Genomic DNA, 26,425 nt, shown 5'->3' with positions numbered 1-26,425 from the left:
TGTTTTACCTCTTACTGGACGTTGATTGATGGGAGATTAACTTGCTGAACACTGCCGCCATCGGCGTACCACAGTTTCAGAGGCATTGATTTGCGAAGACCGCGTGTTTGCGCTGGCGTGTCTTCAATCTTCATGCACCAACCCGCCGTGTTAATTTGAGATGCCGCATCAAATCCAGCTTCGATGTTGATTTGTTTCTTTTGCTGTTCTGATAGCTCAACGCCAGTTTGTATGCCGCCAAAATTAATCATCTGGAATACCGGATCCGCCACGGCAGAACGATGAATTGCCTTGCCTGTTTCGTTGTACGGTACAGATTTAAAGCTTTTCAGCATCGTCATTAACGCTAATTGGAGTTGGTTATTGAAGAACACCTGATTCACATAACTATCAACCCACTTAAACTTACCTGACACGGAACCAGGATAAACAAAGATGAATCGGTCATTGGCTGTGCCGTATGCACCGTAGAAGTTAAAGCCCATCGCTATTAATTCATCTGCCAGTGCTTTATCTGTTACTGAAGGCGTTAACCCTTCCTGACCACGGAATGCCAAGTTTGTGCGACCGTTCAGCTCATCAAAGTTCAGGCTTGCTGCAAATCCACAGACAAAGGCTGCGTGTTTGTGGCTACCGTAAAACAGGCACGTGCCGCCGATATCGGACTCTTTAATTGCTGAGCTGATAGTTTCTAACTCACCTTCACCGTTCTCTGTTTGATACAGAACGTGCATATAACGGTCTTTTTGCAGGGCAACCCAGCGAGAAATTGCTAACTTTTCTTCGGCTGTAAAATCAATCGCCGCGATAGAAACAAAGTTTGTCGTTTCTTTGGTGATGCGAGGTAGCAGCTCTTCGATAGTGTCTGCGTTGATGCCGTTATTCGCTTGCGCGCCGGATGCTTCTGTTAACCCCATGAATGTTGCTAAATCACCCTCAGCCAACGAGATTGAACCAACTGCGCCTTTTGTTGCGCCTTCGATGACAAACACTTTAGCGCCTGTGTCATAAGTACACGTTGCCGCAGCACCTAAAGCCGTAGTGACTGCCGCCGCCAAAGATGAGTAACTGTTAACTTCAGTTTCAAAGTTCACAGAAGTGACCTGACCATCGATAGTTAAAATCAGACCTTGTGGCAACGCTGCAAATTCGCTAGCAGTTCGAGTTGGAAGTTTAGCGCCGACTAACTTAGCCGCTTGTGCTGTCGTGACCATGGATGCGATAAATAGCGTATCAGGCAACACCGTGCAGTTATCAAAGCCTGCAAAATACACCTGCGCAGCTTCATACTCTTTAGAGTCTTTGCCGAACACTTCACCCACTAAATCAGCAGAGCCGAAAGCTTTCACGCCTAGCATGGATGCCGGTTGCTTTTTGGTGATAAACAATGCGTTAAGAGCCAGTGGATTGCCGCCAGTGCCAACGACACCGGGCAATATCTGGACGATATCGCTTGCCGGAATAGATTTCATATTTTTACCTTAGATATTTGTGGTAGTAATTGAGATTTCGTCGACACCATCGACGTGATAGGTTGTTTCAGGGTTATATTGAAGTTTTACTTCAAGCATCATCCTGTTTTCGTACTGATTTGATTCGTTAACGAGGATATTCTTTCTAGGCTCACCACAATAAAGTGGCTGGCATTTAGTCATTCGCGAGGTTGTATAGTTACTTCGCCAAAGATTCGCTACAACGCGAGAACGCGAGTTTGCCTCAGCTCCATAAAAATCCAGTTGAAATGTTGCCTCGACCGATGACTGAGACGCCATCTCTTCTATCGCTGGATTCCAGTAATCAGAGGTGTAATCAAGATTGCGCTCAAACAACATGTGCATGACAATACCGTCGATAGGGATAGCTTCATTATTCTGATACCCAACTACCACAGGACACGAGAATAACTCGATGAGATAACGCCTAAGTTCAACGAATATATCGCGCTCAGTAACACTTATTGTTGCCGCCATAAAAGCACCTTAACCCATGATGGGTACGATTCTATGACCTTGGTTACTAGCCACTCAGACACCTCAGATTCGCCATAAGCAACAAAGCTAATCTTATCTGCGCCTTTTTGTTTCGCTCGACGAATAGCTTCAATCTGCCCGCGTGCATATCCGTAGGTAAATTCCCCTTGCTGATTTACAACCCCTAAATGCTCAAGGTCTTGAGTGCTCAGGCTTTGCAATTGCATGGAGATTTCATATTCGGAATACTTAGGGGTTTGATATCCAGCTTCGTCAATGTCGAAACCTTCATTGGCTAATAAGGTCGCAGGCAAGTTTTTATTAACCACCTGAACAGCCGCGTTGGCGATAGCTCTAACCTTGATCATCGTTTACCTCATAACTAAATGATCTAGATAACCTCATTGAGTCACGTAGTGGGCTATTTGACCCTTTCTTAGCAATCGTAGATGCCGCATTAGGTGGTGAAGTCCAAGTCATTACTGAAGCATGCAACTCTTCAACTATTGCCCCGCCTAGATACTCCATTCCGCCCTTTATGCTTCCTCTATTTTTAATGCCATTGGATAATATTGCCGACCATGTAGTTTTCCCATTGGCAATTACTGACCGGAAAAATGGTCTAGGGGGTATGTTTATGGTGTGAGCTGGAATACTATGCTCTGTTGCGAAATTGGCATTTCTTGCTTTAACGAACCTACCGTTTTTATTGAAAGCACCATCCTTTCTAATGCTTCTGTAAATCGTCCCAGTCCTTTCAGCTTGATTTATGCTTGCTCCAAACTCATGAATGTAAGCAACGTGCGCTACTGGCGTTCCATCATCATAAGTGGCTCCATCCAATATACCTGCTCGCAACTCCAAGTTACCGTTTAGATATTTCTCCAGCGCTTCTTCAAGCTTGCTTTTAGCCATAATAACCACCTCTCCAAACAGGCATTGGCATCACACCAAGCGTGTACAGGAATGAGCGGTATTGACTGGTTAAAGCCCAATACTCAGCACCATAAGGCGTTTGCGTGTACCACTTTTCGGCATTGGTTGTTGTGCCATAGTCCAGCGATACAGATACGCTTCCCTCGGTTGCGCTAGATGCTCGACCTACCGCACTGTTGCCATCTTCGATATTGGATTGAAGCATAGCCATGTGAGCGACAAGCAAGAATAGGAGCATTTCACGCTCTTTCAGGTCTTTAACGCAGCTAAACCTATCATTGCGCAAGAGCAGTCCAGCCTTAACGAACGCCGATTCTAACTGTGCGTCGGTGCCTTTGGTGTTGGGATAAATCTCGCGAAACTTAGCTACGTTAAACTCCACAACGCCATCGTTTATATTGCTGGCTGCTTGCTGGCTGCGATATTTCATCAGTTCGCGATTATTCATGCTATCCCTTACTCTTCTGCGGTCTGCACACCTTCAGTGTTTTGCTTCAGGCGCTCAGTTTTTGACTTGGTGTCTTTCTTTTCTTTTGACTCAGCTTCAACGCTTTTCACTTTTTCGTGAGCGAAGATGAGACCATTTTTAACGATGTCACGACCTTTGTTCTCTTCCAGCCATGCACCCCAAATCGACTTATCTACACCATGAGTTAAGCCAAAGCCGTTTTCGTCCTGAATGCCATTAGCGAAGCCTTTCACTGTTACTCGCTGATTTCCAACATCCAGATACAAGCCATTAGCTAATTTGCACGCTACTGTTACTTCAGACATAAAATTCACCTATAAAAAAGCCACCCGAAGGTGGCAAGGATTAACAACGAGGATAATGATTAAGAAACCAGCATTGATGCAATGAACATCGGACGATAGATGATGCAACCGAAAGTACCTTGAGAGCGCTTTTGCTTCCAAGATGACAGTTCGGGGATCATCGCGTGAACGCGCATTTTTTCAGTGAAGCTCAGGTCTAATGTTTCTTGGCCTTCATATTCACGAACGATCAGCTTAACAACCTCACCCGCATCAGTAGAAAACTCAGGGATGCTGCGAATTTCTAAGTTAGGGAAGTTTTTGTTCAACTGGTCATACACGTTAACGTTGTACTGGTTTGTTTTGTGCAGGTTAACTTCGTTTTTCGGTGATAATAACAGCACCATTGGGGTAGAGGCTTCTACGTGACCATTGGTTTGCTTGATTAGCTCGCCATACAGTTTGCCTTGAATGGAGTCATAAACACCTTGCCCGTCCATTGCTTCCCACGGAGTTGACGTCACATTAGGTAGTGAATCGGGGTCATTCAGGATGCCGTAGTTTTGCAGTCCATCAATCCCGTAAATGTAGGATTTGTTCTGGAACTTATTCAGCGTCAGTGCCGCTGCAATTTGCTTGCGAGAAGACCAGTCAATTTTAGCCGCACCAGCCATCGCCATTTCTTTCTCACCCAGACGGATAATTGTCTGATAGTGATAAGGTTGACGCATAGGCCAGTTAACGTTCACGCCCGCTTGACCGTTGTTGCTGTAGTCGCCGTAGCTTGACGTTTCACCGGTGGATTCAATCACTGGGAAGTGCGCGGTCTGAGTTGTCCAGTCGCCTTTTTTAGTTTCGCCAAAAATCTCAGCCATACGCATTGGCGTAACAAGCGTTTCGATTAGTTTTGGATCAACATAGGTAGTGAACAGTGATAACACACCAGCGTTAGGTGTAGTCACTAAATCGCTATCCATTGCCATTTGTTTAGCAAGTGGCGTTAATGCTTGAGGGTTGTAACCTGTAGCAAAGACAATGCCAGCTCGCTGCTCAAGCGCATTAAAATTTAATTGTGTCATTACTTATCCTTACAGTGAGCTAGACATTTTAGTTAAGCCAGATGTAACCGTTTTGGCCACACGGAACGGAGTCGCTTCTACCGTTGCGTCATCAGGATCAATGGCATCAACTGCTTTGGCTTTACCTGTTGCAACATCAGCGACAATAAATTGACCGCGCTTACCGCCCGCTTCCAGAACGACGAAGTAGTCACCACCAGTCATGAGGGTAATTTCACGACCTTTAGGCACTAACATTGTTGCACCTTCGCCATATGCAGAGATAATTGCCTGATTGTTACGGTGAACGAAACCAATCAATGCGCCTGCTGTTTTAGCGTTGGTCACTAAGCCTTTTTCGTCAGCCCATGCAAATAAACCAACCGTTACACCTGTAGCACCTGATTTTAACTGCCCCTCACCAGCCAGCATTGAGAAATGCGGGTTAGTTGAAGCAAAGTCACCCGCCACACCTAGTGGCAAGTCGTTATTCATTCGAGTTTGAAAACCTGTCATGATTTTTCCTTATTAAGCCTGTTTGAAGCGAGTGGTGTACGGGTCTTCAGCGAATGCCGCAGAGTCCATGCCTAGACTTGCTTTTTGAGGTTGAGCGCGATTTTGTTTAACCATGCCAACCATTGTTTTGAATGCGCTAGGGTGAACACCTGAAATATCCACGCCACACTGCTTTAATGCATATGCGTAGACATCATCTGCACTGTCCATGGCAACCTGACCGACCAGAGACTTCACTTCTTCACGCGCTTCAAATAACTTAGTTACACGAGCAACGGCTTGGTCTTCAGCTAGCTTGATAGCAGAGTCCATCGCTTTATCTTTTTCACGGTCTTTACGCTCACGCTCTTCGCGCTCTTTGATGCGCATGGCTTCTGATTCGTTATCGCGCTCAGCTTGCGTTTGCTCATCTTCGGCTTTTTTCTTAGCGTCATCTTCGTCAGAGGCTTTTTTATCTTCCTCTTTCTCGTCTTCAGCTTTCTTAGCCTCTTCGTCTTTAGCACCCACCAACGCTTCGGTAGATACTTCATCCATACCTAGTGCAACCGCATTCACAATCGCATGAAGTTGCGCTTCTGTTAGGTCTGAGTCCATCCCTAACGCTGTTTTTGTTTGTGCGGCAATGTTAGCAAGCGCACCTTTTTTCAGTTTCATTAATTTCTCCAAATCAACTGTTTGATGGTCTGAAATAATAGCGTCTCGCCCGATTCTGCCGCGCTCGACTAATGCAACGTGGTTACCGATAATGTTTCGCATAACTCCGTCGTAATACTGCCCTTCAAACTCTCCACTGGTCATATCTGCTGTATATCCATAACCCGCGGATAGCTCTTTCATTTTTTCTGCTTCAATTAACCCGATTGCATACCCATCCCACACGCACAAATCAGCGAACAGGCGCCCGTCCTCAAATGTGATATTTGAGCCGATAGTGCCAATGGTTGATTGTTTCTGCGGTTCGTCTGAATCGACGGGAATATGCTTGATGAGTAATTGTTTTTTGCTGAATGTATTTGCTGCTCGCTCTAACTCGACAGGGTCACGCAGCATGTAGTAAATCCGCTCAGGCTCTAGCCCTAGCCTTTCACTATCTGGTATCTCTCTACCGTAATAGGGGTTTACTGCGGCTTTGGATATCACGGTGCGCTCAACGGTTAGGTGTCCGTTTGCGTCCTTACTCCGCATTGATGTGCCACTGTCGAAAGCGAGGCTATCTGTCATCTTCATGACCGCCCCTGTTTAAAATGGAAGAATTGCCTTACTGCCACATCGACAATTTATTTTTTCACCCGGCAATATCCATTCGCCATCGATATACATTCCCTTTTCAATGTCGAACTTCTTACCGTGAGCCTTAACGTGTGATTCTCGTGGTTGCTTACCTGCGTGAGAGTGGATCCAAATAGCCTCTTTAATCCCTAGCTCTTTCCGCCTTGCCTGCTCAATAACTGCATGAGCCTTATTTGCTTGGTCACGCGCTATTGTCTTTGCTCGGTTTCTGGCTATATGGAAATCATGCTCCAAGTTATCGGTTAGTGTTGCGAGGTCATAGCCGCCCGTTACTGACTGCCAGACATGCATTTGCACCTTGCTTAGATACTCAGTGCCGATGGATTTAATCAGCCCAACGTTTTCACCCATCGCAGCACGCAAGGCATCTAACGTCCGTTCGCTGTTTTGCATTCGAACAGTGAACCCCTTGCGCCGTAACATCGCTGCAAACCGAGTATCGTAGTTGCCAACTGTTTTATCGATGAAGTCTTTAGCGACCTCTTCAGATATTGAGTTAAGACGCCTATTCCACTTATCCAGCATGTAATCAGCGATATGGGCTATCCAGTCTGAAATTCCGTCATTGGCTAGAGCCTTTTTAGCTTTGCCGTGATATTCGCTAATGAGAGCCTCATCAAGCTCCTTTCTTATATCCTTGAGGATTTGCATTAGCTCTTTGTAATACCACGCATGTATAGCATCTGACGTCTTAATTTCAGGCATTACCGCATCACTCGGTTTCTTCCTCCGCACTTCCATAGTCAGGAACTCCAAAAGGTGATGGGATTATCTTGTCTGGGTCGATAAAGCTAAACTTGCTTGATTCGTCCGTTGCAAGTGTTTGCCTAACCTCTTCACCGTCAACCGCGCCGATATTGAACAACTTTTCAGCCGTTTCCGCATTAGTGCGATTTACTTCAGCAATCTCTTTCTCGTCTAGCTGATAAAGTGGCGTAAATTCGAAATAGATGCCGTCGTTAATTTTCCCGAATAGATGAAGCTGAATAAGGTCGATGATCTTGTTTATTTGTGGCAATAAGTGCGCATTTTGAAGCGATGAAATGTAATCGTAATAAACCCGAATCTCACCATCGCTGTTAGCGTTTAGACCATTAGGCGTGATACCTAACAACTTAACCATGGGCGTATGGCTAGGCGCTGACATTTGCTCTTGCATTTGGCGTTGCAACGCATCTAAGCCAGATAGCGGAGTATTAAACTGGAAGAATTCTTCTTTGTTCTTATCCGTCATCATCAGCCCGCGATTATCTCTAACCTGCGAAAACATCAGAGCGCGAAGCATCACGCTTGCGTTACTACCGCCAGAAAGAATGTCTTCCATGTCGGTAGCTAGACCAGTCAGCGAAAATGAGTGAATTAGGTCGCTAATTGAGTCCGTTGTGCGCTGCCACCGTTCAACATAAGGCTTCATTAACTGAAGCATGGATAATCCGCTAAAGTTATAAGCTGGCTTCAGAATGTCGCTCACTGGTCGCATGATTAGGGTTAGTAATCTATCAGCGTGAGTATTCTTACCTAAAACAAACCACTGAGTAGGCACGAAGAAATCAGGGCTAGTCGGGTCGGTTGAGTTGTACATACTAGGCGTTGACCAAATGGGCTCAATCACTGCAAATCCGTTTAGCTCGCCAATCTTTACACCCGCCTCATTAATAAGCAGTGGCAAATCGCGCTTATCATCATGCCCTTTGATATCGAGGTAAATTTGAGAACGTCCGAATACCATCTCATTCTCAATGTGACGCCTGAAAATGTCACGAATACCAAAATCTTCAAGCGCTTGGTTAATTTGAGAAACAATATCTGACTTATCGGCTGCATTCTCGCCGTCATCGCGTGATTTAACCTTACCCCATTCTCGCGTCATTTCTTTAGCCGTGGTCTCAGGAACGCTGCGATAATCGCTAGATTGAGACATAATCGCCAGTGCAGGATAACCAAGAAAGCCAGTGTAAAAACCAACATCTTGGCTAGCGTACTGATTTGCGTATGCATATGTACCGCAGCTATCCATTGCGATAGGCGCTTTTTCACCTTCAGGCAATACCAACGGGTGAAGCTCAGGGGCTTTAATCTCAACTGGCTGCTGTCGCTTTGTTTCCTCAGTGACTAGCATTTGCATTAGCTGCGTTTGAGATGCGGCTTTCTTTGCCTCTAACTCAAGCTGCTTTGTTTTTTCTTGCTCAATAGCAAGCTCCGCCTCTCGCTTTGACAGGCGTTTTTTCCATTTGAATAATTTCATTAGATACCTGCAAGTGCTGCGGGGTTAATTCGTAGACCGCCACGAACATCGGCAAACGCCATAATGAACGCATCGGCTTTGTTGGGGCTTGGGATGCCGCGTTTCTTCATATCCTTTTTGCTCTCAACCTTCACCCGTCCGTTATTGTCATAATCGACTTGAGGGCGTGATAACTCGGCTTTGAGATATTCGATATCTTTCATATCACTGGATATGCTGATTAGCTGGTCATCGGTGAATTTATCGCCATGCTCGATAGCTCTCCAAGTGTTGTAAAATCGGTCAGCAACTAATTGCCATTGCTGCGCCTTCAAATTGGAGAACATATCTTTATTTGTTTTACCGGGCTTATAGCTGCTTTCTGGCTTCTCAACGGAAGCGCCCGCATTAAATCCGACAGTAACAATGCGATTGTCTTTACGGTTAAACTGAGCCTTAACGCCAGCACCTACGCCGATTGAGTCATATATAACGGTATCTACGTTGCTCTTAACAGCATCCGCATAGACCTTGTCAGCGCTAAATATGACGTCTTGACCTCGCCACTCCTCAACGGACAGAGCAACCGAGCCATGACGAAGCACTATTGCGTTAGCATCTTCACCATCATCTGCAACGTCGAAACCGACAATTCGCTTACCTCTTGGATCAAATCCTAACTTGATATGCGCATCGACAGCCGCCTCAATCCATGCAGGTTTGATAATTGCCAGCGCTGAATCTGCTACCGGTTCGCCTAGCCAGATATGGCGGTAGAGTTCAGGGTCGCGCTCTTTGCACTCTTCCATTTGCTTGGGGAGTGGCGTGTCGTAAAAGTGGGGATTTACGTCGTAATTAGCCTTGAGGACTATTGCGCCTTCTGGCGGTTTAACAACGAATCGCTGGTAAGTGTCGTCAAGAATGTTCTTCGGGTTGAAGCTAACCCATATTTCCGCGTTTTTATCGCCACGGATAGAAGGCAGCAATACTTCCCATGAATCTTTGACTACTGCTTCTGCTTCTTCAATCCAGCAAATCCCGACACCTTGAATTGATTTAATCTTGGTGACGTTATTTTTGATACCAGCGAATACGAATGAAGCGCCAGTACCAAGATGAATAATCGTGTTCTTTTGTATCTCGAACTCTTTTTCATAACCTAGCCGGTCGATAGTTTCGCAAAGCAGCTTATGCACTGAGTCACTAATCGAACCCTGAAACTCACGCGTACAGAGAATGACCGTTTTGATTCTGCGTGATACTTCAATCGCTAACTCTGCAAAGAAATAAGACTTACCACTACCTCGACCACCGTAAGCCACCTTATAAGGGGCGCTTGCTGCAAATGGTTTAAAGTAAGGGTTAGCCATCGAATATATCCTTGATAGAGCGGTTCTCTATTTCAATCTTGCCGCTATGCTCTGTTTTCTTCGGCGCTTCCCACCCAAGGTATTCGCCTATTTGCTTAATGGCTGCTCTAGGGTCATGTAGCTTTATGGCTATGCCCTTTTTGCCAGCGGTAAGTTCGGATATTGCTGACAGTAACTGAGGGCTTTGCAAAGCAGAATCTTTAAATTTCCATGTAGACTGAATAACTGGGTTGCCATCATCGTCAGCGCCTAACTCATATTCCCCAAACTCAACCATTTCCGATATAGAGGCTCGACCTATTAGAGTTAGCCTTTCCAGCGCTTCCTCTCGCGTCATGATAGCGGATGAAACGGCAGTCTCATTCACTGCGTCAAGAAACGATTTAACGTTAAGATTTGTTAAGATTTCAGATGCAGAGGCTCGTGCTGAATCATCGCTTTTAGCTTTGTACCCAGCTTGTTTATAAGCATCTGTTTGGTTCAGTCCATTTAAGATGCCTAATACGAATTTCTGCTGTAATTTCGTCAGGGCATCAAAAAGAACTTTCTGCTCATCTGTGAGCGCTGTTTTTTTCTCTGCCATAATTGTTTACTCTTCTGGTTTTTCTTTCTCTGGAATGGAAAGGTCATAATTAGCATCCGAATATTGAGCAATGAATGCCTGATTCATTACCTGACCTCTAAAACGTGCAATGGATAAAACTTGCTTTGCTGCGTCTTTTGTTCCTGTAGTTAATAGATAGTCCATAGCATCATCGACACCCTTGATAACCCAATCAGCGGCTTTTTTCTGAATAGCCTCGGGAACTATTTTTGCAAACTCTGTTTTGTCATTCATACGATACCCTTCTGCTTCAGCAAGAATTCATTCAAGTTATCAACCGCCTCTTTAGGCGTGCTACCGATAGCGTTAGACTGGCACGGTAAACCCCATAAAAGATGACTTACTTTTGCATGCCAGCCTCTAGGGGTTAGTTTTAGATGCGGCTTAGATTTATTTTCCATGTCATCACCTCATAGTTAATTAAAAAGCCAACTCGAAAGCGGGCTTTGTGATTAACAATAAAAAAGTCCGCTGAGCGACCTATTCATCTACAAATAATAACTTGGGCTGAGTGAGTGAAAGTATTTGCTCATATTCCAATTGCAATGCTTTCTTCTCTTTCTTTCGCCCATTCATTAACTGGCTGCCTAGCCGACCTTTTAATTCTGACTTTGCCGCTTTTAACGCATGCCGATGCTGAGCTTCTTCACCTAAATCTTTCCAGCGATTTATCTGCTCTGCCATCCAGTTAAATGCTTGAATGTATCTAACCTTAATTAAGGTAGCCATTTTCCCCGTGAATCCCATGACAACCAAAATGTAACCATCTTTTGTTAATTTAAACATTGGTTGTACATCACCATTTTTATCAATAAAATCAGTCTCCTCAAAATTGAGGCGGGCAAATTCATCTGGACACTCATCCTTAACTTGTCTGATTTTTCTTAATACGTTGTCATGACGCTTGCCAAAGTAATCAGCAATCTTTTTACTAGTTGTGAATACTTGTCCATCAGATGCCATGACCATCTTCTGGAAATTAAATTTAGGAATAACGACTGTATTATTCATAGTGCTTACCTTACTTAGTAATGAGCCTTTGCCACATAGGAAAATCAGCCCATCGAAGCGCACCAGCTATAACTGATTACCTCAAAGACTCATTACCTAAATATTGGCTCGATGTTTTTAGATGTGTGTGCATGTGGTGCACAGGGTGAAATGCGTACTACTGATTACAAAACTTGAATAAATGTAACTTTCTTTTAACTTTACTTTCGTAACATCACGTTGATAGGGGTATGGTTATTACATCGCTAAGTTATTACCCTCAAATATATTCCTATGAACCATCCCCTTTAAGCCCCAGCATCGGGGCTATTTTTTTGTCATTAAAAAGCCCCGCATTTAGCGAGGCTCAGATTTGTAATATCCGCTTGAGACTACTACCTTTTTCAGATTGTGGTCATTAACGATTAACGTATAGTGACGTCACATTCATAAACTATTATTCTCTACTTTGCCCCGATATCTGGGGCATTTCTTTGTTGTTCAATTTCCCGCATTGCTTTCCTGTTAAAAATATACTTAACTAATTGGTTAATTTTTCATTGCATAAGAGGGAGTATCAATATATGTATACTAATCCTATTACTCTCTTAGTCATATTTCTTCCTATCCTTGTCTGTATCTTATTCATTATTACTCAAGATAAAAAACCATCAGACGTAATGACTATTTTTTTGAAGTTCTCTATCTACTTGTTAAGCGCTCTTACCTTCATAAATTTAATTTTTTTTGCAAGAGCATTTACTGGTTGGTATTAAGGTAAACACTCAGTTCTAATGTAATCTTGCAAGCCAAGTATCATTTGCTTGGACTCTGCGATTCGTTGTCTGAGTAACCAATAATTTCCGATAGCGGAGTCAGTAGGTCTGGCGGCTGTTCCATCATCCACGCTGGAGGTTGAATTGGTTTCGCCTTTCGGACAACTGGCTCTGATGTACACCCGATCAGGATTACGCTCAGCAGCAATACGCAACTGGTCAATTTCAGCTTTTGCATTTGTGAGTTCCGTTGTGTGTTTGGTGTCGAGTTCGTGAAGGGAGTTAATGCGCTTTTCGTAGTCTGCCATTTCAGCAACGAGAGAGCCGTTTGCTTTCTTTAGGTCTTTATTCTCTTTACCAAGCTCAATCATTTCTTTAGTCGAAAAGAACAAAGCAATACACAATCCACCCAACAACAGAACGGGGAGCCATGATTTTAAGCTGCTCACAGTAAGCTCCACGCTTTTTCGAACGTTGTCTCATCATATGGCTGTGAGCCGTTTTCATGACGAATGATTGCTTTGGCCAGTTTAATTGCGGTTACCTTATCATCAAGACTGATAATATCAGTAGGCGATACACCCAACTCTTTAGCCACGCCATTAATATATGCGCCAGTATTGTTCTCATTCGCCGGAGCCCAACGATTAATCAAGCCGGATACAGTGCTTAATCCGTACTTGCGCTGGTAAGTTCGAAGTAATGCGATTAATGCACGAATACCATAGTCAGGGCTTTCGAATCGACAGAAGCGAGATTCAACACTTGGGTTATGCGGTAATTGACCTTTCCAATTATTGGCTTTGTTGTAGTCAATATTGCCGGGGTTATTGTTGCGAATACCGCGAGTTTGCTTAGTCATTGTTTACTCCTGCCTTACCCTTAATCATTTTACTCAGCGTTTCTACGCCCCAGTAACCAATCAGCACGCTAGTGAAATAAGCAAACTCAGGGTTCATACCCATAGCTGCCAGTAAGTCTTTAGCGAACCATCCGAAGAATGCACACAGCGCACCATCTAGCAGGGTCTTCTTCCAGCCACCGCCGTTATACATTCCACGAAGTATTGCGACGGTTCCAGCCAGACCAGCCGCAGCCGCTTGCTCTTTTACTGGAGATAGCCAACTAAGTAGATGATCCAGCCAATCAGGAGTGTTATTCATACATTTCATACTCACCCCCTACGTTGGAGGAATTTAGTTAATAGATAGCCGCGCACAATCTCTATGCGTCAATTTTCGTTTGGTTGATTAGAATTCTGTGGCGGCGTATGAGGAACCATTTCGAGGATGTGCTCGATATGGTAGAAACAAAAAAGCCGCACTAGGCGACTTATTGAAATTAAAGGATAAATTGAAAATTACCGCAAAATTTAAAAATTGAGTTAAGAGTTAAACCCCTCGAATTCGGGGGAGTTAAAAATCAGGATGCTCGTCGAAGCCTTCGAATTCATCAAGCGCATAAACCTCTAAATTAGGTTGCCACACCAAGCCACTGTACAGGTAGTAACTATTGCCTGATAGTGGGTGGTGTGGTCTTCAAGCCCCATAAGGGTACATCGAAAGCCCAAAACGTATCGCAAACCAGATTTATCCATTCTGCGTAGAGGTTATGATGGGCACTATTAACGCAAAAAACCCCACCGAAGTGAGGCTCTAGAATCTGGTTAAGCCAACCTAAGAACAGTTAAGGCAGCTTACCTGATAAGTATTGTCCATTTGGTCATTACTGTCAATAGCAAAGTTCAGTTATTTTCCTAACTTTAGCTACACGTTTACGACTGTTCATTGCATTTCGTAGAGGTTCATACAATAACCACTGGCAAGCTTTTAGTTTTTCGTCCACTTCGCGTCGGCATGTTCGCAATGATGGAACTTTTATCTTTCCTCCTGAACGCGTGTTCATTTTGCGAGGATTTGCAACCGAGTGATAGTAAGATGCTATCGAAAGCTTGGAGGCGCCATGAGCGTAATAGCTGAGTAATATTTTATAAGCCTGCTCGTCAGTGGCGATGATTGAATCTACGACCTGAGAAATCAACATTCCGTCATCGTCACTACACATAGGTCTTGATGGTGTACTGTTTGGCTCGACTGTTCGCATGAATTTATAAATCATGTTTATCATGCGTACATTCAATCGCCCTGAGTGAACCCACGCTCCCCACAATTCAAGCCAACCATTGAGCCAGTCGAATTGTTCCTTTGTAAGTTCTTTCTCTCCAATGTAGCTCATCTTACCTCCGGCAATACTGTGTGATAGCGGTCTTTTCCTACTGAGAACATGATCGGATATTTAAGCCTTGTAGCCTGTCCGGTTTCCATTACTCTCATTAGCCCATTTTTCAACTGAACAACGGACAGATACCGCTTTGGTTTCCTTCCAGTTCGTTCGGTCTCAGCGCGAAACCTACACTCTTCAATTGCTGCCTCTATGTCAGTGAACATTAAGCTGCCTCCATGAGTCTTTTTCGTCTTTTCTCATACCAACGAGCCCTACGAGTGAATATTGCTTTCATTCGTTTTAGATATTCGATATCAAATTTACGGACCGAGTTATCGTGCTCTAAGCGTGTTACTCGCTCTTCGCCGATTTTATTGATTAGATTTATGCGATATGGAATTAGATTGCCTGACAGGTCCCTGTTGCAGTGAACGCAGCCAGCATGAATGTTGAAAAGATTAAACCTTAAATGACTTGCCGTACCTCTGGACCTGTAATGACTTGCATCTACGGACCCACCTCTTACCCCATAATTTAAGGACCTACCACATGCTATACATGGCTGACCGTAATCACGCCAGAATATGTATTTGTTTACCGCAGATTGGGCCTCTTTGTTCCAGTCTGATTTTGTCTTTAGCTTTTCCTTGCGGACCCGCAATATTTTCCTTTCCTCAGATAAGCGTTTTTTGCGGTCCTTTTCTTCGGTCCGTTTAATTTCTTTTGAGGCGAATTTTATTGCGCAGGATGTAGAACAGACTTTTTGAGTAGATAGGTAGGGGGTGAATTGTTTATCGCATTCTTTACAGGTTTTCAGCTTCGGCTTTTTAGCCTTAGCCATATATCGCCACCCAGTAGATTGCTGATGATGTAGCAACTAGACTAATGATCAGAGTTGCGATAAATAACTTTGCACCGATAGTGAATTTTTGCTTTTTCATTTTATCTTCCTTAATGTCAGTCCATAGCCAAACACTGCGCCAGTGTCTATATACTCTTGGTTAGCTCGTTTAACAGCACCTTTTCTCATTGGAGTATGACCAAATAGAAATAGGTCAGCGCCTTTAATCTCACGCACATTCTCGTCACCAATTCGCTCACGGCTCCAAATTACATATTGCTCATCTACTGGCTTGCCGAACTCGTATTCATCGGATGGATAATCAGCGTGTGCAATGACCGTCTTTTTGCCATCAGCATTTACTTCGATAATGAGTGGTAGCTTCTCCGCTTTTGCTAGACAGGCGCGGGATAAAACTTCGTTATCGTAGTCCTGCATGAAAAACCAATCACCGCCGTTATATAGCCAGTTATGTGAAGGCACTCCATTAAACAAAGCATCAATTGCCATTTGCTCATGATTTCCACGTACAGCTCTGAACCATTTTTCATTAATCAAATCTAGGCATTCTACGTTTTGATCCCCTCTATCGATTAAGTCACCAACTGAAATCAATAAATCATTTTCTTTATCAAAATCAATTTCTTGCAACTTATCACTTAGCAAATCAAAGCATCCGTGAATGTCTCCAACCGCCCAAATATGTCGATATTGATCACCATCGATTCTGAGGTAAATTCCGTTGCGTTCCTCACTCACACTCTCACCCCACTCAGCAATGCATCTAACTTTCTTAACGATGGATTACCCATGCCATTTACATTAGCCCTATCAACAATAACCATCCCAGTGCCTAGTGGCTCATTACCTCTTACGCAATGGCTTTGCTTAAATATCTCGGTGAAGTTATTTTCGATGATCTGAATTGCATTACGTGATGCTTGATATTTAACGGTGCCGCCGATTTTACCGACCACAGTTATTGCACCAAACTTATGCATTAGCCCAAGGATGAAGCTCACATATGAGCGAGACATACCGGTTAAGCTTGTGGCTTTCTTTGCTGTGAAATATTCGAGTCCACTGACAGCGTTAATAACATCGATTGCTCTTTCCCCTTGCTGAGTCATGATTTCTCCTTGTTTAAATCGTGGCGATTGATGTGCTCTCTGCGCATGTTTTGCAGTGAAATTACCAATGCATGAGCTTCGTCTAGCTTTTTGTCGATTTCCTTTAGCTTTTCTTTAGGAGTCACTTTCTCGCCCTCCGCTTCTTTGCTGCTCGGTTTATCTTTGCGTGACCTGTGATGCGCTTAGTTGATGTTTGGTAGCTGTACCAATAGCTATTACGATTAATAGCCCATAAGGTGTTCTGTGATGCTAGCGAAGCTATAGCGATTGCCATTTTTGATATGATGTTCATCTCTCTTGCTGCTCCTTGAGTTTCTGTTTGTCACCGATGCGTTGCGCCCACTCCAGTTCTTTCTTTGCGTCATCAGTGAATTTCACGCCATTTTGCGAGCCGAACCAGTGAGCACATTCGATAACATCTGCTATTTGCCTTACTCGCATTTTGCTAGTACGCTCACCAAAATAGACAATGCCGCCACCTAGCCCGACAGCCGACCGTTGAGCCTCACCTTTAACTTGTTTGTTAAGCACGGTGATTAAATCCTTCCAATCCTCTTTGTCGTACCGTTGACCTTGCCATATGACCTGTTCAGACAAATCAGTAAGAGTTGCCCACATGCGGTCATTTTGTGCTTTGGTTCGTTTGGGTTCGGAGAGTTTTACTTCGTATGGCTTGGCTGAATCTATTGGTAGGTTTTGTATTGCTTCGATGGCGTTCTGTCTGATGCTTTTACTACTGAGATAGTATGTCTTGAGTGACATTTAACCTCCTATTGACGATAAATCATAACGACCAAGCCGCCTTTAGTTGCAACCTTGATTGTTTGGTTATCTTTGATTTCGCTAAGTTCAAACGCATCGTACAATTCATCAATTGCCGCTTGCTTTCGCTCTTTTGATTTGCGCTTAAATAACTTGCTGAATATCAAATTTACGAACCAGCAAAACGCTTGTGTAACAATATACACGTACCCCATCATTGATAGCGTGGCTACTATCCATTTGTATGTTTCATCACTCACTGTTAGCTCTCCTGTTCCATGCTGCTATGGCTGACTTCTCAGATGTGACCATTTCAGTTTGTAGTGTGAAGCACTTAGTACATCTCACTCGCCAATAAACCAGCAAATATTTTTCTGTCTTTGCTTCACCACCGCAAAACGGGCATTTCTTGAGTTCATCCATCATTCACCCTCTGGCATTGGTGGTCTCGGCATCCAGAATTCTAAATCATCATAAAATACTGAAGTGTTTCCATCTGCATCACTTATATAAACAACCGGACTCTCGTCTAAGTCACCCGCTTCATACTCACCTACATACATGACGCCTTCACTTACGAACAAAATAAACTCGCCATTCTCTGGTTGCTTACTGCTATGTTTAACCCAATTAGTTCCCTGCATTAGATGCCTCCCTCTGTTAACGTTGTTCCTTTCATCACTCAACCCTCACGATTCCCACTCATAGCCAACTTTAATTGCCTTAGCTTGCTCAAGAGTATTTGTCATCACTTTCTTATTAGAAATATTCCCCCAACAATCACACTCGACTGGCGTTAGGTAATATTCATTTTCGGTTCCATCATCGCTTTTGTAGGTATGACGAACCGGATCACCTAATACCTTGGTGACGGTGTTCGTTAATAAATTCATCCTAGAAGTCCTTATGATTTGGTGTGTTAGGCTGCTTGCTTGCGCCATAACTCCTGTTGAAATACTTTTGCCCCATTGACTAGCATGTCGTTAAAATCGCCTGTTCCGTCAATCCATCGGACGCTGACTTTTTCAACATCGTTGTTACTTAAAATGTTTCGATTGCCACATTCAAAAGCGGCTGCTAGCCCTGTGCCGTTGCTGTCCGTGTCTGCAAATATGATGAGGTGCTTAACACCTTTCGGCGCTCTAAACTTACGCATGAAATTGGCGTTTAGCGTTGACCAAGTATTACAACCGTAGACTTGCTGGCAGGAAAGAGCTGTTTCTATGCCCTCGGCAATACCCAGCGTTGATGCTACTGGGGTCATTCGAATGGCTATAGAGCCAGCAAAATCTAAATAATTAGCTTCCTGTAATTTGGTAAGGCGCTTATTTCCTTCAAAGTTTGCCTTTTTTTCACCATCCAAGAACGTCCTATGCAGATAACACCCAGCACCGCGATCATCTGTTGCAATTGACCAGAGTGAGGTAAATCCGTTCTGCTGTGTGCTGCTGTATCTGATATGCTGAGATGGTAAAACGTTGATCCCCCTGCCCATCAAATAACGGTGAGCCGATGTATCTTTAAGTGGGATTAGTGAGGCAAACTTTGCTATAACTTTTGAATGAGTGGCTTTTACATCTGATTGGACTTGCGGTACTGCTTGGCCTGAATAACTGTTTCCGATTAATCGGTCTATCTCACTTGCTAAAACTCTAAAATCTTTTTGTTGGGTAAGTTCCAGTAGCTTCCAACCATCCCCAGCACCACATGAACATATCCAAGACCCCTTTCCGTTTTTATCATCTATCCTGAATTTCCCTTTCTTGCCACATATTGGGCATTCACCTAGATAATGTTTTTTCCCTGTGATTGGCGGTAATTTGTAATACTCAAATATTTCAGGCCATCGCCCTACTACTGCCTCTACCGTCTTCACGATTACCTCCTAAACTCAGTTGTTCACGTATGCCTTTTAGGTGAGACCTTGCAGAGTCCATTTTTTCAGACTCTGTTTTCGGCTTTACCTCTTTGGCGTTTTGCTTCTCCTGCATTTTTGCAAAGGCGATATTTTTTGACCGAATGTAATTACTAACTTCTGGTGTTATTTCCTGCGGTGAGTTATGTAAACCACGAGGCCATACACCAAATTTTTTCTTGTACGTATGAGCACACCAACCATCTGAAATCGGCTTGCCTGATATCTCACGCTGTTTTTGATAAAACTTGATTTGTGACCACCAACTCTGTTTTTGCTCTTTGGTAAATATTTGCTCGCCTGCTTTCAGCTTTTTGAGCTCACGAGTTTCATCAACCTGAACGTTTTCCCCCATCAGTGGTTTAAATCCACACTTAGGGCAAACGTAAACGCCTGCGGGCTTCATGTAGTGACATGATGGACACTCTTTAGGTTTTTTCTCAGCTTTCTCTTTCTCGCTGTAACCACTTTGAGTTTTCATCCCGTCATTTTTCTTTTGCAAATCGTCGTATTCAATATCATCAGGAAAGCCAAGTAAGTGAACTGATCCTGAGTGGTCAAATATGAGACACTTGTCTTTTCCTTTCGCTGTTCTCAATCCGCGCCCAAGACACTGAACCCATCTAATTTCTGACTTTGTTGGCCTTGCGTAGATGATGCAGCGAACATCACTATCAAACCCCGCAACAAGAACACCAACGTTAACGATGATTTTTGTAGCTCCACTCTCAAAACGGTTAATAATCAACTGCCGTTCATCGTGTGGCGTGTCTGCGGTCATCACCTCAGCATTGATACCAGCTCGGTTAAATTCCATCGTGACGTAGTTTGCATGGCTGACATTGACGCAAAAACAAACTGTTGGCCTGTCCTCACCATGTTCTAACCAAAACTTGACGATATTCCCGACTAAATCAGAATCGCCCATGATTTTGGCTAACTGCTCCTCGTTGTAGTCATTGCCGAATGCCGACAGTTTTGATGTTTTCACACCGCTAACATCGGGATTATCTGGCGCATAAAACTCGTAAGGACTCAGATCCCCAATTTCGATTAACTCCTTCATCGTTGTTGGTTTAATCAGTGTTTCGTAGTATTCCCCCATCCACCCAGCAAATGGCGTTCCTGACAATCCAACCACCCGAATATCCGTATCTCGAATAATTTCGAGTATTTTTTTCCGCTTCATGTGAGCTTCATCGATGATAAGCAAATCGATATTGTCAGGAAATTTGCGACGAATTAGCGTATCTGCTGATGCAATTTGAATTAGCTTGTCAGGGTCATAGAGTGGATGATCTCGCCACACATAACTGATTTCGTCTGGCGGCAAACCATATTCAACAAACCGAGTTGCTGTCTGGTCTAACAACACTGTGTAAGGCGCTACAAACATAACTCGCAGCTTCCTAGAGACTAGGCCGTCTGCCATGAATGCGGCTATTGCCGTTTTACCAAATCCCACACTTGCCGAAAGTAACATCGTTCGATGCTGATTCCAGTTTCTTCTGAGCATATCCAATGCGGTGACTTGCTTAGCTTTTGGCGTTATACTGAGCATGATTAATTCCTTTTTGCGTTACGCCCGTTTACCTCCCTCAAGGTTTTTCGGGCTATCTCCTCAAGCTTTTTTGAGTTAATGGCTTCTGCTGCGTCATTAAAATCAATAACCTGAGCACCTTTCCTGTCCATCGTGTAGTAACAGGATTTCGATATATTCCAGCTCCTTCCCCCCCAGTTAAATTCTGGATTTATTGCGTATATGCCACGCTTGAACTTGATTAAACCTGCAACCTCAAGCTCTTTGTTGGCTCTCTGAATACTTCGCGCTGTGACGTTTAACTCGCTTGCAACCTCTGCCGAAGTCGCAACAAAACGCCCATGCCGCCAGTCACAATTCTCAACGATATGTCCGTACAGCTCCGTTGCTACGGGAGACAATCCAGCCATTCGTTTAAACAGCTCCTTGGCTTTAAAAACTCGTGACCATTTGTGCATAAAATCGTAACCTATTGATTTTTAACAAAGCGACCGAACCTGTCGCAAAAAGCGACAAACCCTGTCGTTTTGATGTTGATTAACTTCATGATTTTTAACGAATTTCTTAATTGCCCTCTCCTTGTCCTTATAGGGGTAAATTTAGAACTCGGATTTTCTTTTTTTTGGTTTTTGAATCAGATACTTATGCCTAGTGCCATGTATCGGCATTGCTACACTTTCCAAGGAACAGGCCATATTTTTGTATTGAATTCGGTGATTCAGGCGACACCTTGAGATGGTTGGTTCATCTGGCTAGTGCCTTGTTGAAAAACTCTCGGATCAGAAACATGTCCATCGAGATAGGAAGCATAGTTTTTTACAAAGTTTCTTAATCGTGTATTTGCTGCTTTTCTGCCAGCATTTATTTTTTTGTAAGATATATGCTCATCGTCGAAATGCTCTTGATAAACCTCAGAATATTTAACTGATACCTTTGGCCTTACTGATGGCCTTAGCCTCAATAACATTTCCCTGATCCAGTTTTCATCTTGTTCAAAATAATAACTTGGCATTAAAACATTGACGTTATACTCATAATTATCCATATACTTTTTAACTCCATGAATTTAAAGCCCATTAAAAATAAATTAATGAACTTATCTATGAGTGATCAAATCATTTGACTAATACTGATTATTCGTCCAGTATTAATGGGTAACTACAATTAGATGTTTAAACTAATTTGAGTCTCATCGGGTGCCACCGTTGGGACTTTTCTTTTTGGGTATCTGATATGCTCTAGCATCTGAATTAATGCCCTAGCCTCATCACCCTGAATAATCACATCTTGAATTGGCGCATCGAACCCTATTGCATCAAGCAACTTAGCCGCCTTCTCGATAAAGCCGTTCTCAGCTTGCCATCTAGTGATTTGTGATTCGTGTACACCGACAGCTTTTGCAACTGCTTTTGGTGTTGTTAAGATAATCCCTTTGCGAATGCGAGTCTCAATAGCTCGCACGTTGCGTGTTGTTGCGTAGTCCATTTGTTAAATTCCTTTTGACGTAGTTAGTCCGTTGCTCACGATCCTGTGAGTGTGTTGCTCTGAGAAGTTCCTCTGAGCGATTCCAAAGAATATAGACACCCTAGAATTACCCTAGGGAAAGCAAATCTATATTCAGATGTTAAAGAGCGATTTATCTATTCGTTTTTGCCAGATGGGAATGCTTTTACTTCTTCAGCTTCAACGCTTCCATCTTGTTTTTTAATTACATAAATATTTCGTTTTTTTAAGATTGCTTTGCTAATAGCGCTTTGTCTTACACCAAGCAATTCCGCTGCTTTGTTTTGACCTAGCTCTGTAGCAAATGCTGTTAATGGGATTCTTTCCATGCTTCCTCCTTTTTTATTTATTATCACCGCAAGTGATAAAATAGTCAACACCTGCGGTGATTGGTAAATATTCCATTTGGTAATAAAATAAACATATGAAAAAGAAACCAATCACTGACGAACAAAAAGCCGATGCAGTGCGGCTAAAAGCCATTTTTGAGGCAAAAAAGAAAGAGCTTGGCTTATCCCAAGAGTCTCTAGGTGATGCTATTGGCATGGGGCAGAGTGCGGTTGCACAGCTATTAAATGGCGTTAATGCAATTAACGTAGAGAATGCAGTTAAACTAGCAGAGGCCTTGGAGGTTTCTGTAGATGATTTCAGCCCGTTATTGGCTAAAGAGATCAGGAGAATGTTCAACTCAGTATCTGAGCAAAAGATAGTATCTAATGGAGATAGATACATGTATCCATTGCTTACTAAAGTGCAAGCAGGAACGTTCACCGAAAACAGTAATTCATATACAGAAAAAGATGCTTACGCATGGATACCAACAGCCAAGAAGGCAAGTGATAGCGCATTCTGGCTAGAAGTTGAAGGTCATTCAATGACAGCCCCTCAAGGTGGACGTCCTAGCTTCCCTGAAGGGATGCTGATACTTGTTGACCCTGAGCAGGATGTTAACTTTGGTGACTTCTGTATAGCTCGCATGATGAACAATGAGTTCACATTTAAACGACTGATCAGAGAAGGTGAAACAGAATACCTTGAGCCATTAAACCCACGGTTCGAGATGATACCGATTAATGGCAACTGCCAGATTATAGGCAAAGTGGTTAAGTCTCAGTGGCCTGACGACACGTTTTAATATGAATAAACTGCTAGAGCTGATATCCAACGCTAACATAATGATACTGCTAGTTGTTATTGCAGCGCTGGATATCATTCTATTGTTGCTGATTGCTTTTGATAATTAATGTCAAACTCAAATGAAATGGTTATGGAAGGTTATATGGCATCATAAGTTAGCGATACTGTATTTTATCGCTGTGGTGATTATTGCTTTCTTGATTGACCTTGATGATGAATCATTCTGGCAGATTTGGGTTTTGATTTTCGATGTATGACGACACGCTTTAACATGAAAACAATACTTAGATTTATCAATAAAAATAAGCTGTTAATCGTCATCTTGATAATTGCATTAGCGGTAGGTGCTGTATTGCAGTTTGCAGAAGAACCTTTTGCTTGGATTTCGATTTTCAATGCAGAGTGACGACACGTTTTAGGGTGTGATATTTTTTATAGGGATAGCAAATGATACCAAAACCAATAGCAGACGAACTTCAAGATGAGCTTACCTCTTTCATTTCTGAAGGCGTTATAATGGATAGGTTTACTCTAAAAAAATACTTAGACAAGGCCGCAGATATTCCAGAATATGACATAAGACATATGATTAATGGGCTTTCTTATGCAGCAAGCGGTTTGTTTGATAAAGCAAACGAATCATTTAGAGTTGCCTTGCAATCAAATAATTCTAGGGTTCAGAGAAATTATTTTGCTTACCTAAATACAACAAAGCAGGTAAAGAAATACATTGAAGAATCATATAAGATAATCGGCAGGATAACGGCTCCAGTTATACATATTGTTTCTGTGAATTCTGCAATTTTCTTTGGTGATGTTGAGGCTGCAAAGTCTGAGCTTGACGCTCTGTTAAAAAGCAGGCCATTGCAGAATTTCAATTATGAACATATAATCAGCCAATATGATTACTTCTCACACAATTTTGGTGACTTTATGTCCATTGGGAAAATGACGAAAAATGATTTCGAATGGATGAATAGCCAAATACTAGAAGTATGTGAAAAGCTAAAGGCTATTCCACTATCCACCCAACACTACATAGATAAAGAATGCAATGAAATTGCATTCATAACCACTATAGCCACTAAAGACCCTGAGCTTTTAGCTAATCTAGATTTTGAACTAGCCATGATGATTTCTGAGAATGACTCTTTTTTGGAGAGGGGAATTACAGGATGGTTTAAACCACATAGTGGAGTTGGGGTGGCATCATTATGAGTATAAAACCGTCTGATTTTCTTGATTTTGCTGAAAGCGTTTTAATTAATAATAACGAAATAAGCAATAGAAATGCTGTATCTCGATCTTATTACTCACTGTATCACTCGGTTTGCTCCGAGCTTAAGCACTGTCCTCCAACGTCACATAGCGGGGTTATTTCTTACTTAAGAAGTAGAAATGAAAACAAAGGTGAAGATTTAGATCAAGCTACCATGCTTAAACTCGCAGCCCTTTTAGAGCAAACTAAAAAACAAAGAGTTGTTGCTGATTATGATTTAGAGCACAACATTGACGAAACAGATGCCAAATCAACTATAATTTTAGTAAAAAAAGGCTTATCCCTGTTCTAAAGTAAAAAATCATTTATACCCAGCCCTCCCCGCGAGGGCTTTTTTGTGCCTGCAATTACCCGCTAGTGTGATTTTACTCGCAAGATAAATAATTTTTGAAAATAAATATCATTTAAATTCAATAAAGTATCACCGCCAATAATATTATTATCACCTGCGGTGTTGACATCAAAATCACCGCTGGTTATATTTAACCACATCGAAGGCACACACCCTGAGATAAATGCTCTTTAACATCTTGCCGATTACGTGTGGTTTATACAGTACGGCATAGCGGAACGCTCAGAGGAACTTCTCAGAGCAACCACTGAGTGGTTTTTGGGGTGATGGTCGAAAAGACAAGCAGTCGCCTTGTGGGCGAAAGATAGCTACCGGAGGCATTCGGCATCACCACCAAAGATCACTTAGGAGGCAAATATGACAGCAATTACTTTTTTACCAGCGAAAGAAAACTCAAAGATGCGCAGATATAAACGTAACGGAGAGTACTACAAGCAACGTAACGAGTTAAAAGCTAAACAGAAAAGCCGCTCAGTGGAGGAAATATGGGATTCGATATTTAAACCAGTAGACGAAACCGATGTACTGGCAAACTTACTTATTGGGATAAAAGACATACCCGATGTGGAACGCAAGCAACCACGGCTACGCAAGCCGATTATGAGTGACAGTTCAGTCACGGAGAGGGGATGAATATGAAAGTGGTAATTGATGTTACTCAGGAAGAATTACTTGAAATGGATATGAATGAAAACGAGCTAATAGTTTCAGTCATAGAGGCGATGGATAACCATCATGACTACGTAGGATTCAACGTTAGCGTGGTTGTTGATGATGAAGAATCGTTTTCAAGTTAACTAATTACAGTCCATCAAGGTGGGCTGTGGTGAGTTGATTAATAGATAGGAGATAGAGATGGAAAATAAGCGAGACATATTTGGTTTTCGTAATCAATATAGCAGTAAGGAAGATAAAAAAATTAGACGAGATGCTGAAGTAAAGCGATTGATGGCACTTGGTCACACAAAGAAATTTGCTAGGCAAGCGGCAAGGCGTGTTTAGTTAATAACGGAGGGAGTATGACAGATAAAACAGGTGGAGCGGCTTTTCCAATTCCAGCAACGGAATTGCATGGGACTCATGCTGGTATGACATTGCGTGATTATTTTGCAGCTAAATGCATGCAAGGTGACATTGCTACACAGGATGCGTCAGATATGGGGTATTACGAAAATAACACATCCATTGAGCATCTAGTAAATAGAGCTAATTTCTACTACCGCATGGCAGATGCAATGTTAAAGGCTAGGGGGTGA

At 42.8% G+C, this 26,425-nt stretch carries 41 protein-coding genes; 7 read left to right on the top strand and 34 right to left on the bottom strand.

Annotated elements, in window-relative coordinates:
* Positions 1-11: 11 nt before the first annotated feature.
* From ACIH2S_RS07440 to ACIH2S_RS07275, 34 genes are all read right to left on the bottom strand, one after another.
* Entirely contained in the window at positions 12-1,472 is a 1,461-nt protein-coding gene (locus ACIH2S_RS07440) for a DUF3383 domain-containing protein (RefSeq protein WP_430248423.1), read from the bottom strand.
* Positions 1,473-1,481: 9 nt separating this feature from the next.
* Entirely contained in the window at positions 1,482-1,970 is a 489-nt protein-coding gene (locus ACIH2S_RS07435; protein ID WP_196712315.1) for a phage neck terminator protein, read from the bottom strand.
* Positions 1,955-2,338 carry a hypothetical protein gene (locus ACIH2S_RS07430; RefSeq protein WP_430248421.1) on the bottom strand — a complete coding sequence of 128 codons (384 nt, stop codon included), beginning with the start codon at positions 2,336-2,338 and terminating at the stop codon, positions 1,955-1,957. Before ACIH2S_RS07430 ends, ACIH2S_RS07435 begins: the two co-directional genes overlap by 16 nt.
* On the bottom strand, positions 2,325-2,885 hold the full coding sequence (locus ACIH2S_RS07425; RefSeq protein ID WP_430248420.1) for a hypothetical protein: 561 nt from the start codon (positions 2,883-2,885) through the stop codon (positions 2,325-2,327). Before ACIH2S_RS07425 ends, ACIH2S_RS07430 begins: the two co-directional genes overlap by 14 nt.
* The gene (locus ACIH2S_RS07420; RefSeq protein ID WP_430248419.1) at positions 2,878-3,288 is read right to left on the bottom strand and encodes a DUF4054 domain-containing protein; all 411 of its coding nucleotides are present in this window, start codon (positions 3,286-3,288) and stop codon (positions 2,878-2,880) included. The genes ACIH2S_RS07425 and ACIH2S_RS07420 overlap by 8 nt, the downstream gene beginning before the upstream one ends.
* A 74-nt stretch (positions 3,289-3,362) precedes the next feature.
* Complete coding sequence (locus ACIH2S_RS07415; RefSeq protein ID WP_430248417.1) at positions 3,363-3,680, bottom strand: hypothetical protein; 318 nt, start codon at positions 3,678-3,680, stop codon at positions 3,363-3,365.
* 59 nt (positions 3,681-3,739) lie between these two features.
* On the bottom strand, positions 3,740-4,738 hold the full coding sequence (locus tag ACIH2S_RS07410; protein ID WP_430248415.1) for a DUF2184 domain-containing protein: 999 nt from the start codon (positions 4,736-4,738) through the stop codon (positions 3,740-3,742).
* A 9-nt stretch (positions 4,739-4,747) separates the two neighbouring features.
* Positions 4,748-5,233 (bottom strand): structural cement protein Gp24, encoded by a 486-nt coding sequence (locus tag ACIH2S_RS07405; protein WP_407901480.1) that lies wholly within the window; start codon positions 5,231-5,233, stop codon positions 4,748-4,750.
* Positions 5,234-5,245: 12 nt separating this feature from the next.
* Positions 5,246-6,460: a DUF2213 domain-containing protein gene (locus ACIH2S_RS07400; RefSeq protein ID WP_430248414.1), complete on the bottom strand. Its 1,215-nt coding sequence runs from the start codon at positions 6,458-6,460 to the stop codon at positions 5,246-5,248.
* Between the two features lie 12 nt (positions 6,461-6,472).
* Complete coding sequence (locus ACIH2S_RS07395; RefSeq protein WP_430248413.1) at positions 6,473-7,264, bottom strand: phage minor head protein; 792 nt, start codon at positions 7,262-7,264, stop codon at positions 6,473-6,475.
* Positions 7,236-8,768 carry a DUF1073 domain-containing protein gene (locus ACIH2S_RS07390; RefSeq protein WP_430248411.1) on the bottom strand — a complete coding sequence of 511 codons (1,533 nt, stop codon included), beginning with the start codon at positions 8,766-8,768 and terminating at the stop codon, positions 7,236-7,238. The genes ACIH2S_RS07395 and ACIH2S_RS07390 overlap by 29 nt, the downstream gene beginning before the upstream one ends.
* Positions 8,768-10,117, bottom strand: a complete 1,350-nt coding sequence (locus ACIH2S_RS07385; RefSeq protein WP_430248409.1) for a PBSX family phage terminase large subunit — start codon at positions 10,115-10,117, stop codon at positions 8,768-8,770. Before ACIH2S_RS07385 ends, ACIH2S_RS07390 begins: the two co-directional genes overlap by 1 nt.
* Positions 10,110-10,700, bottom strand: coding sequence for a terminase small subunit (locus tag ACIH2S_RS07380; RefSeq protein ID WP_430248408.1), 591 nt, complete (start codon positions 10,698-10,700; stop codon positions 10,110-10,112). Before ACIH2S_RS07380 ends, ACIH2S_RS07385 begins: the two co-directional genes overlap by 8 nt.
* A 6-nt stretch (positions 10,701-10,706) precedes the next feature.
* A complete protein-coding gene (locus ACIH2S_RS07375; protein WP_430248406.1) occupies positions 10,707-10,955 on the bottom strand; it encodes a hypothetical protein in 249 nt (82 codons plus the stop codon).
* A complete protein-coding gene (locus ACIH2S_RS07370) occupies positions 10,952-11,122 on the bottom strand; it encodes a hypothetical protein (RefSeq protein WP_430248403.1) in 171 nt (56 codons plus the stop codon). The genes ACIH2S_RS07375 and ACIH2S_RS07370 overlap by 4 nt, the downstream gene beginning before the upstream one ends.
* Positions 11,123-11,201: 79 nt before the next feature.
* Positions 11,202-11,732 carry a Rha family transcriptional regulator gene (locus ACIH2S_RS07365; RefSeq protein WP_430248401.1) on the bottom strand — a complete coding sequence of 177 codons (531 nt, stop codon included), beginning with the start codon at positions 11,730-11,732 and terminating at the stop codon, positions 11,202-11,204.
* Positions 11,733-12,483: 751 nt separating this feature from the next.
* Positions 12,484-12,936, bottom strand: a complete 453-nt coding sequence (locus tag ACIH2S_RS07360) for a lysis protein (RefSeq protein WP_430248398.1) — start codon at positions 12,934-12,936, stop codon at positions 12,484-12,486.
* Positions 12,933-13,349: a structural protein gene (locus tag ACIH2S_RS07355; protein ID WP_430248396.1), complete on the bottom strand. Its 417-nt coding sequence runs from the start codon at positions 13,347-13,349 to the stop codon at positions 12,933-12,935. Before ACIH2S_RS07355 ends, ACIH2S_RS07360 begins: the two co-directional genes overlap by 4 nt.
* A complete protein-coding gene (locus tag ACIH2S_RS07350; RefSeq protein ID WP_283812503.1) occupies positions 13,342-13,650 on the bottom strand; it encodes a phage holin, lambda family in 309 nt (102 codons plus the stop codon). Before ACIH2S_RS07350 ends, ACIH2S_RS07355 begins: the two co-directional genes overlap by 8 nt.
* A gap of 568 nt (positions 13,651-14,218) precedes the next feature.
* Positions 14,219-14,722 (bottom strand): antiterminator Q family protein, encoded by a 504-nt coding sequence (locus ACIH2S_RS07345; RefSeq protein ID WP_423140283.1) that lies wholly within the window; start codon positions 14,720-14,722, stop codon positions 14,219-14,221.
* Between the two features lie 211 nt (positions 14,723-14,933).
* Positions 14,934-15,551, bottom strand: coding sequence for a recombination protein NinG (locus tag ACIH2S_RS07340; protein ID WP_265524605.1), 618 nt, complete (start codon positions 15,549-15,551; stop codon positions 14,934-14,936).
* A 96-nt stretch (positions 15,552-15,647) separates the two neighbouring features.
* Entirely contained in the window at positions 15,648-16,310 is a 663-nt protein-coding gene (locus ACIH2S_RS07335; protein ID WP_430248393.1) for a metallophosphoesterase, read from the bottom strand.
* Entirely contained in the window at positions 16,307-16,681 is a 375-nt protein-coding gene (locus ACIH2S_RS07330) for a hypothetical protein (RefSeq protein WP_430248391.1), read from the bottom strand. Before ACIH2S_RS07330 ends, ACIH2S_RS07335 begins: the two co-directional genes overlap by 4 nt.
* Positions 16,682-16,969: 288 nt before the next feature.
* Entirely contained in the window at positions 16,970-17,443 is a 474-nt protein-coding gene (locus ACIH2S_RS07325; RefSeq protein WP_430248390.1) for a recombination protein NinB, read from the bottom strand.
* An 8-nt stretch (positions 17,444-17,451) separates the two neighbouring features.
* Positions 17,452-17,703, bottom strand: coding sequence for a DUF4752 family protein (locus ACIH2S_RS07320; protein ID WP_430248389.1), 252 nt, complete (start codon positions 17,701-17,703; stop codon positions 17,452-17,454).
* Positions 17,696-17,866, bottom strand: a complete 171-nt coding sequence (locus tag ACIH2S_RS07315; RefSeq protein WP_430248387.1) for a Lar family restriction alleviation protein — start codon at positions 17,864-17,866, stop codon at positions 17,696-17,698. The genes ACIH2S_RS07320 and ACIH2S_RS07315 overlap by 8 nt, the downstream gene beginning before the upstream one ends.
* On the bottom strand, positions 17,866-18,087 hold the full coding sequence (locus ACIH2S_RS07310; protein ID WP_430248386.1) for a hypothetical protein: 222 nt from the start codon (positions 18,085-18,087) through the stop codon (positions 17,866-17,868). Before ACIH2S_RS07310 ends, ACIH2S_RS07315 begins: the two co-directional genes overlap by 1 nt.
* A gap of 45 nt (positions 18,088-18,132) precedes the next feature.
* The gene (locus tag ACIH2S_RS07305) at positions 18,133-18,336 is read right to left on the bottom strand and encodes a hypothetical protein (RefSeq protein WP_430248384.1); all 204 of its coding nucleotides are present in this window, start codon (positions 18,334-18,336) and stop codon (positions 18,133-18,135) included.
* A gap of 26 nt (positions 18,337-18,362) precedes the next feature.
* Positions 18,363-19,319 (bottom strand): primase-helicase zinc-binding domain-containing protein, encoded by a 957-nt coding sequence (locus ACIH2S_RS07300; protein ID WP_272672220.1) that lies wholly within the window; start codon positions 19,317-19,319, stop codon positions 18,363-18,365.
* The gene (locus tag ACIH2S_RS07295) at positions 19,282-20,919 is read right to left on the bottom strand and encodes a DEAD/DEAH box helicase family protein (RefSeq protein WP_430248383.1); all 1,638 of its coding nucleotides are present in this window, start codon (positions 20,917-20,919) and stop codon (positions 19,282-19,284) included. The genes ACIH2S_RS07300 and ACIH2S_RS07295 overlap by 38 nt, the downstream gene beginning before the upstream one ends.
* 2 nt (positions 20,920-20,921) lie before the next feature.
* Positions 20,922-21,308, bottom strand: a complete 387-nt coding sequence (locus ACIH2S_RS07290; RefSeq protein WP_239354388.1) for a hypothetical protein — start codon at positions 21,306-21,308, stop codon at positions 20,922-20,924.
* Between the two features lie 308 nt (positions 21,309-21,616).
* Positions 21,617-21,943 carry a hypothetical protein gene (locus ACIH2S_RS07285; RefSeq protein WP_335674263.1) on the bottom strand — a complete coding sequence of 109 codons (327 nt, stop codon included), beginning with the start codon at positions 21,941-21,943 and terminating at the stop codon, positions 21,617-21,619.
* A gap of 119 nt (positions 21,944-22,062) precedes the next feature.
* Entirely contained in the window at positions 22,063-22,383 is a 321-nt protein-coding gene (locus ACIH2S_RS07280) for a CII family transcriptional regulator (RefSeq protein WP_430248381.1), read from the bottom strand.
* 155 nt (positions 22,384-22,538) lie between these two features.
* Positions 22,539-22,730 (bottom strand): Cro/CI family transcriptional regulator, encoded by a 192-nt coding sequence (locus ACIH2S_RS07275; protein ID WP_108479599.1) that lies wholly within the window; start codon positions 22,728-22,730, stop codon positions 22,539-22,541.
* A 95-nt stretch (positions 22,731-22,825) separates the two neighbouring features.
* Between ACIH2S_RS07275 and ACIH2S_RS07270 the strand changes: the two genes are divergently transcribed.
* From ACIH2S_RS07270 to ACIH2S_RS07240, 7 genes are all read left to right on the top strand, one after another.
* Positions 22,826-23,536: a LexA family protein gene (locus tag ACIH2S_RS07270; protein ID WP_131680872.1), complete on the top strand. Its 711-nt coding sequence runs from the start codon at positions 22,826-22,828 to the stop codon at positions 23,534-23,536.
* A gap of 449 nt (positions 23,537-23,985) precedes the next feature.
* Entirely contained in the window at positions 23,986-24,756 is a 771-nt protein-coding gene (locus ACIH2S_RS07265) for a hypothetical protein (RefSeq protein ID WP_166687324.1), read from the top strand.
* A complete protein-coding gene (locus ACIH2S_RS07260; protein ID WP_430248378.1) occupies positions 24,753-25,109 on the top strand; it encodes a hypothetical protein in 357 nt (118 codons plus the stop codon). The genes ACIH2S_RS07265 and ACIH2S_RS07260 overlap by 4 nt, the downstream gene beginning before the upstream one ends.
* A gap of 417 nt (positions 25,110-25,526) precedes the next feature.
* Complete coding sequence (locus ACIH2S_RS07255; RefSeq protein WP_430248376.1) at positions 25,527-25,802, top strand: hypothetical protein; 276 nt, start codon at positions 25,527-25,529, stop codon at positions 25,800-25,802.
* Positions 25,803-25,804: 2 nt separating this feature from the next.
* Entirely contained in the window at positions 25,805-25,966 is a 162-nt protein-coding gene (locus ACIH2S_RS07250; protein ID WP_430248374.1) for a hypothetical protein, read from the top strand.
* Positions 25,967-26,024: 58 nt separating this feature from the next.
* Positions 26,025-26,171, top strand: a complete 147-nt coding sequence (locus tag ACIH2S_RS07245; RefSeq protein ID WP_430248373.1) for a hypothetical protein — start codon at positions 26,025-26,027, stop codon at positions 26,169-26,171.
* Between the two features lie 17 nt (positions 26,172-26,188).
* Positions 26,189-26,425: a hypothetical protein gene (locus ACIH2S_RS07240; RefSeq protein ID WP_154604426.1), complete on the top strand. Its 237-nt coding sequence runs from the start codon at positions 26,189-26,191 to the stop codon at positions 26,423-26,425.

Origin of the sequence: Providencia lanzhouensis, assembly GCF_050469745.1 — a bacterium.
In the GTDB taxonomy this organism is placed as follows: domain Bacteria; phylum Pseudomonadota; class Gammaproteobacteria; order Enterobacterales; family Enterobacteriaceae; genus Providencia; species Providencia lanzhouensis.
The sequence above is the reverse complement of the archived record's forward strand: the minus strand, read 5'-3'. Positions and strand labels throughout refer to the sequence as shown.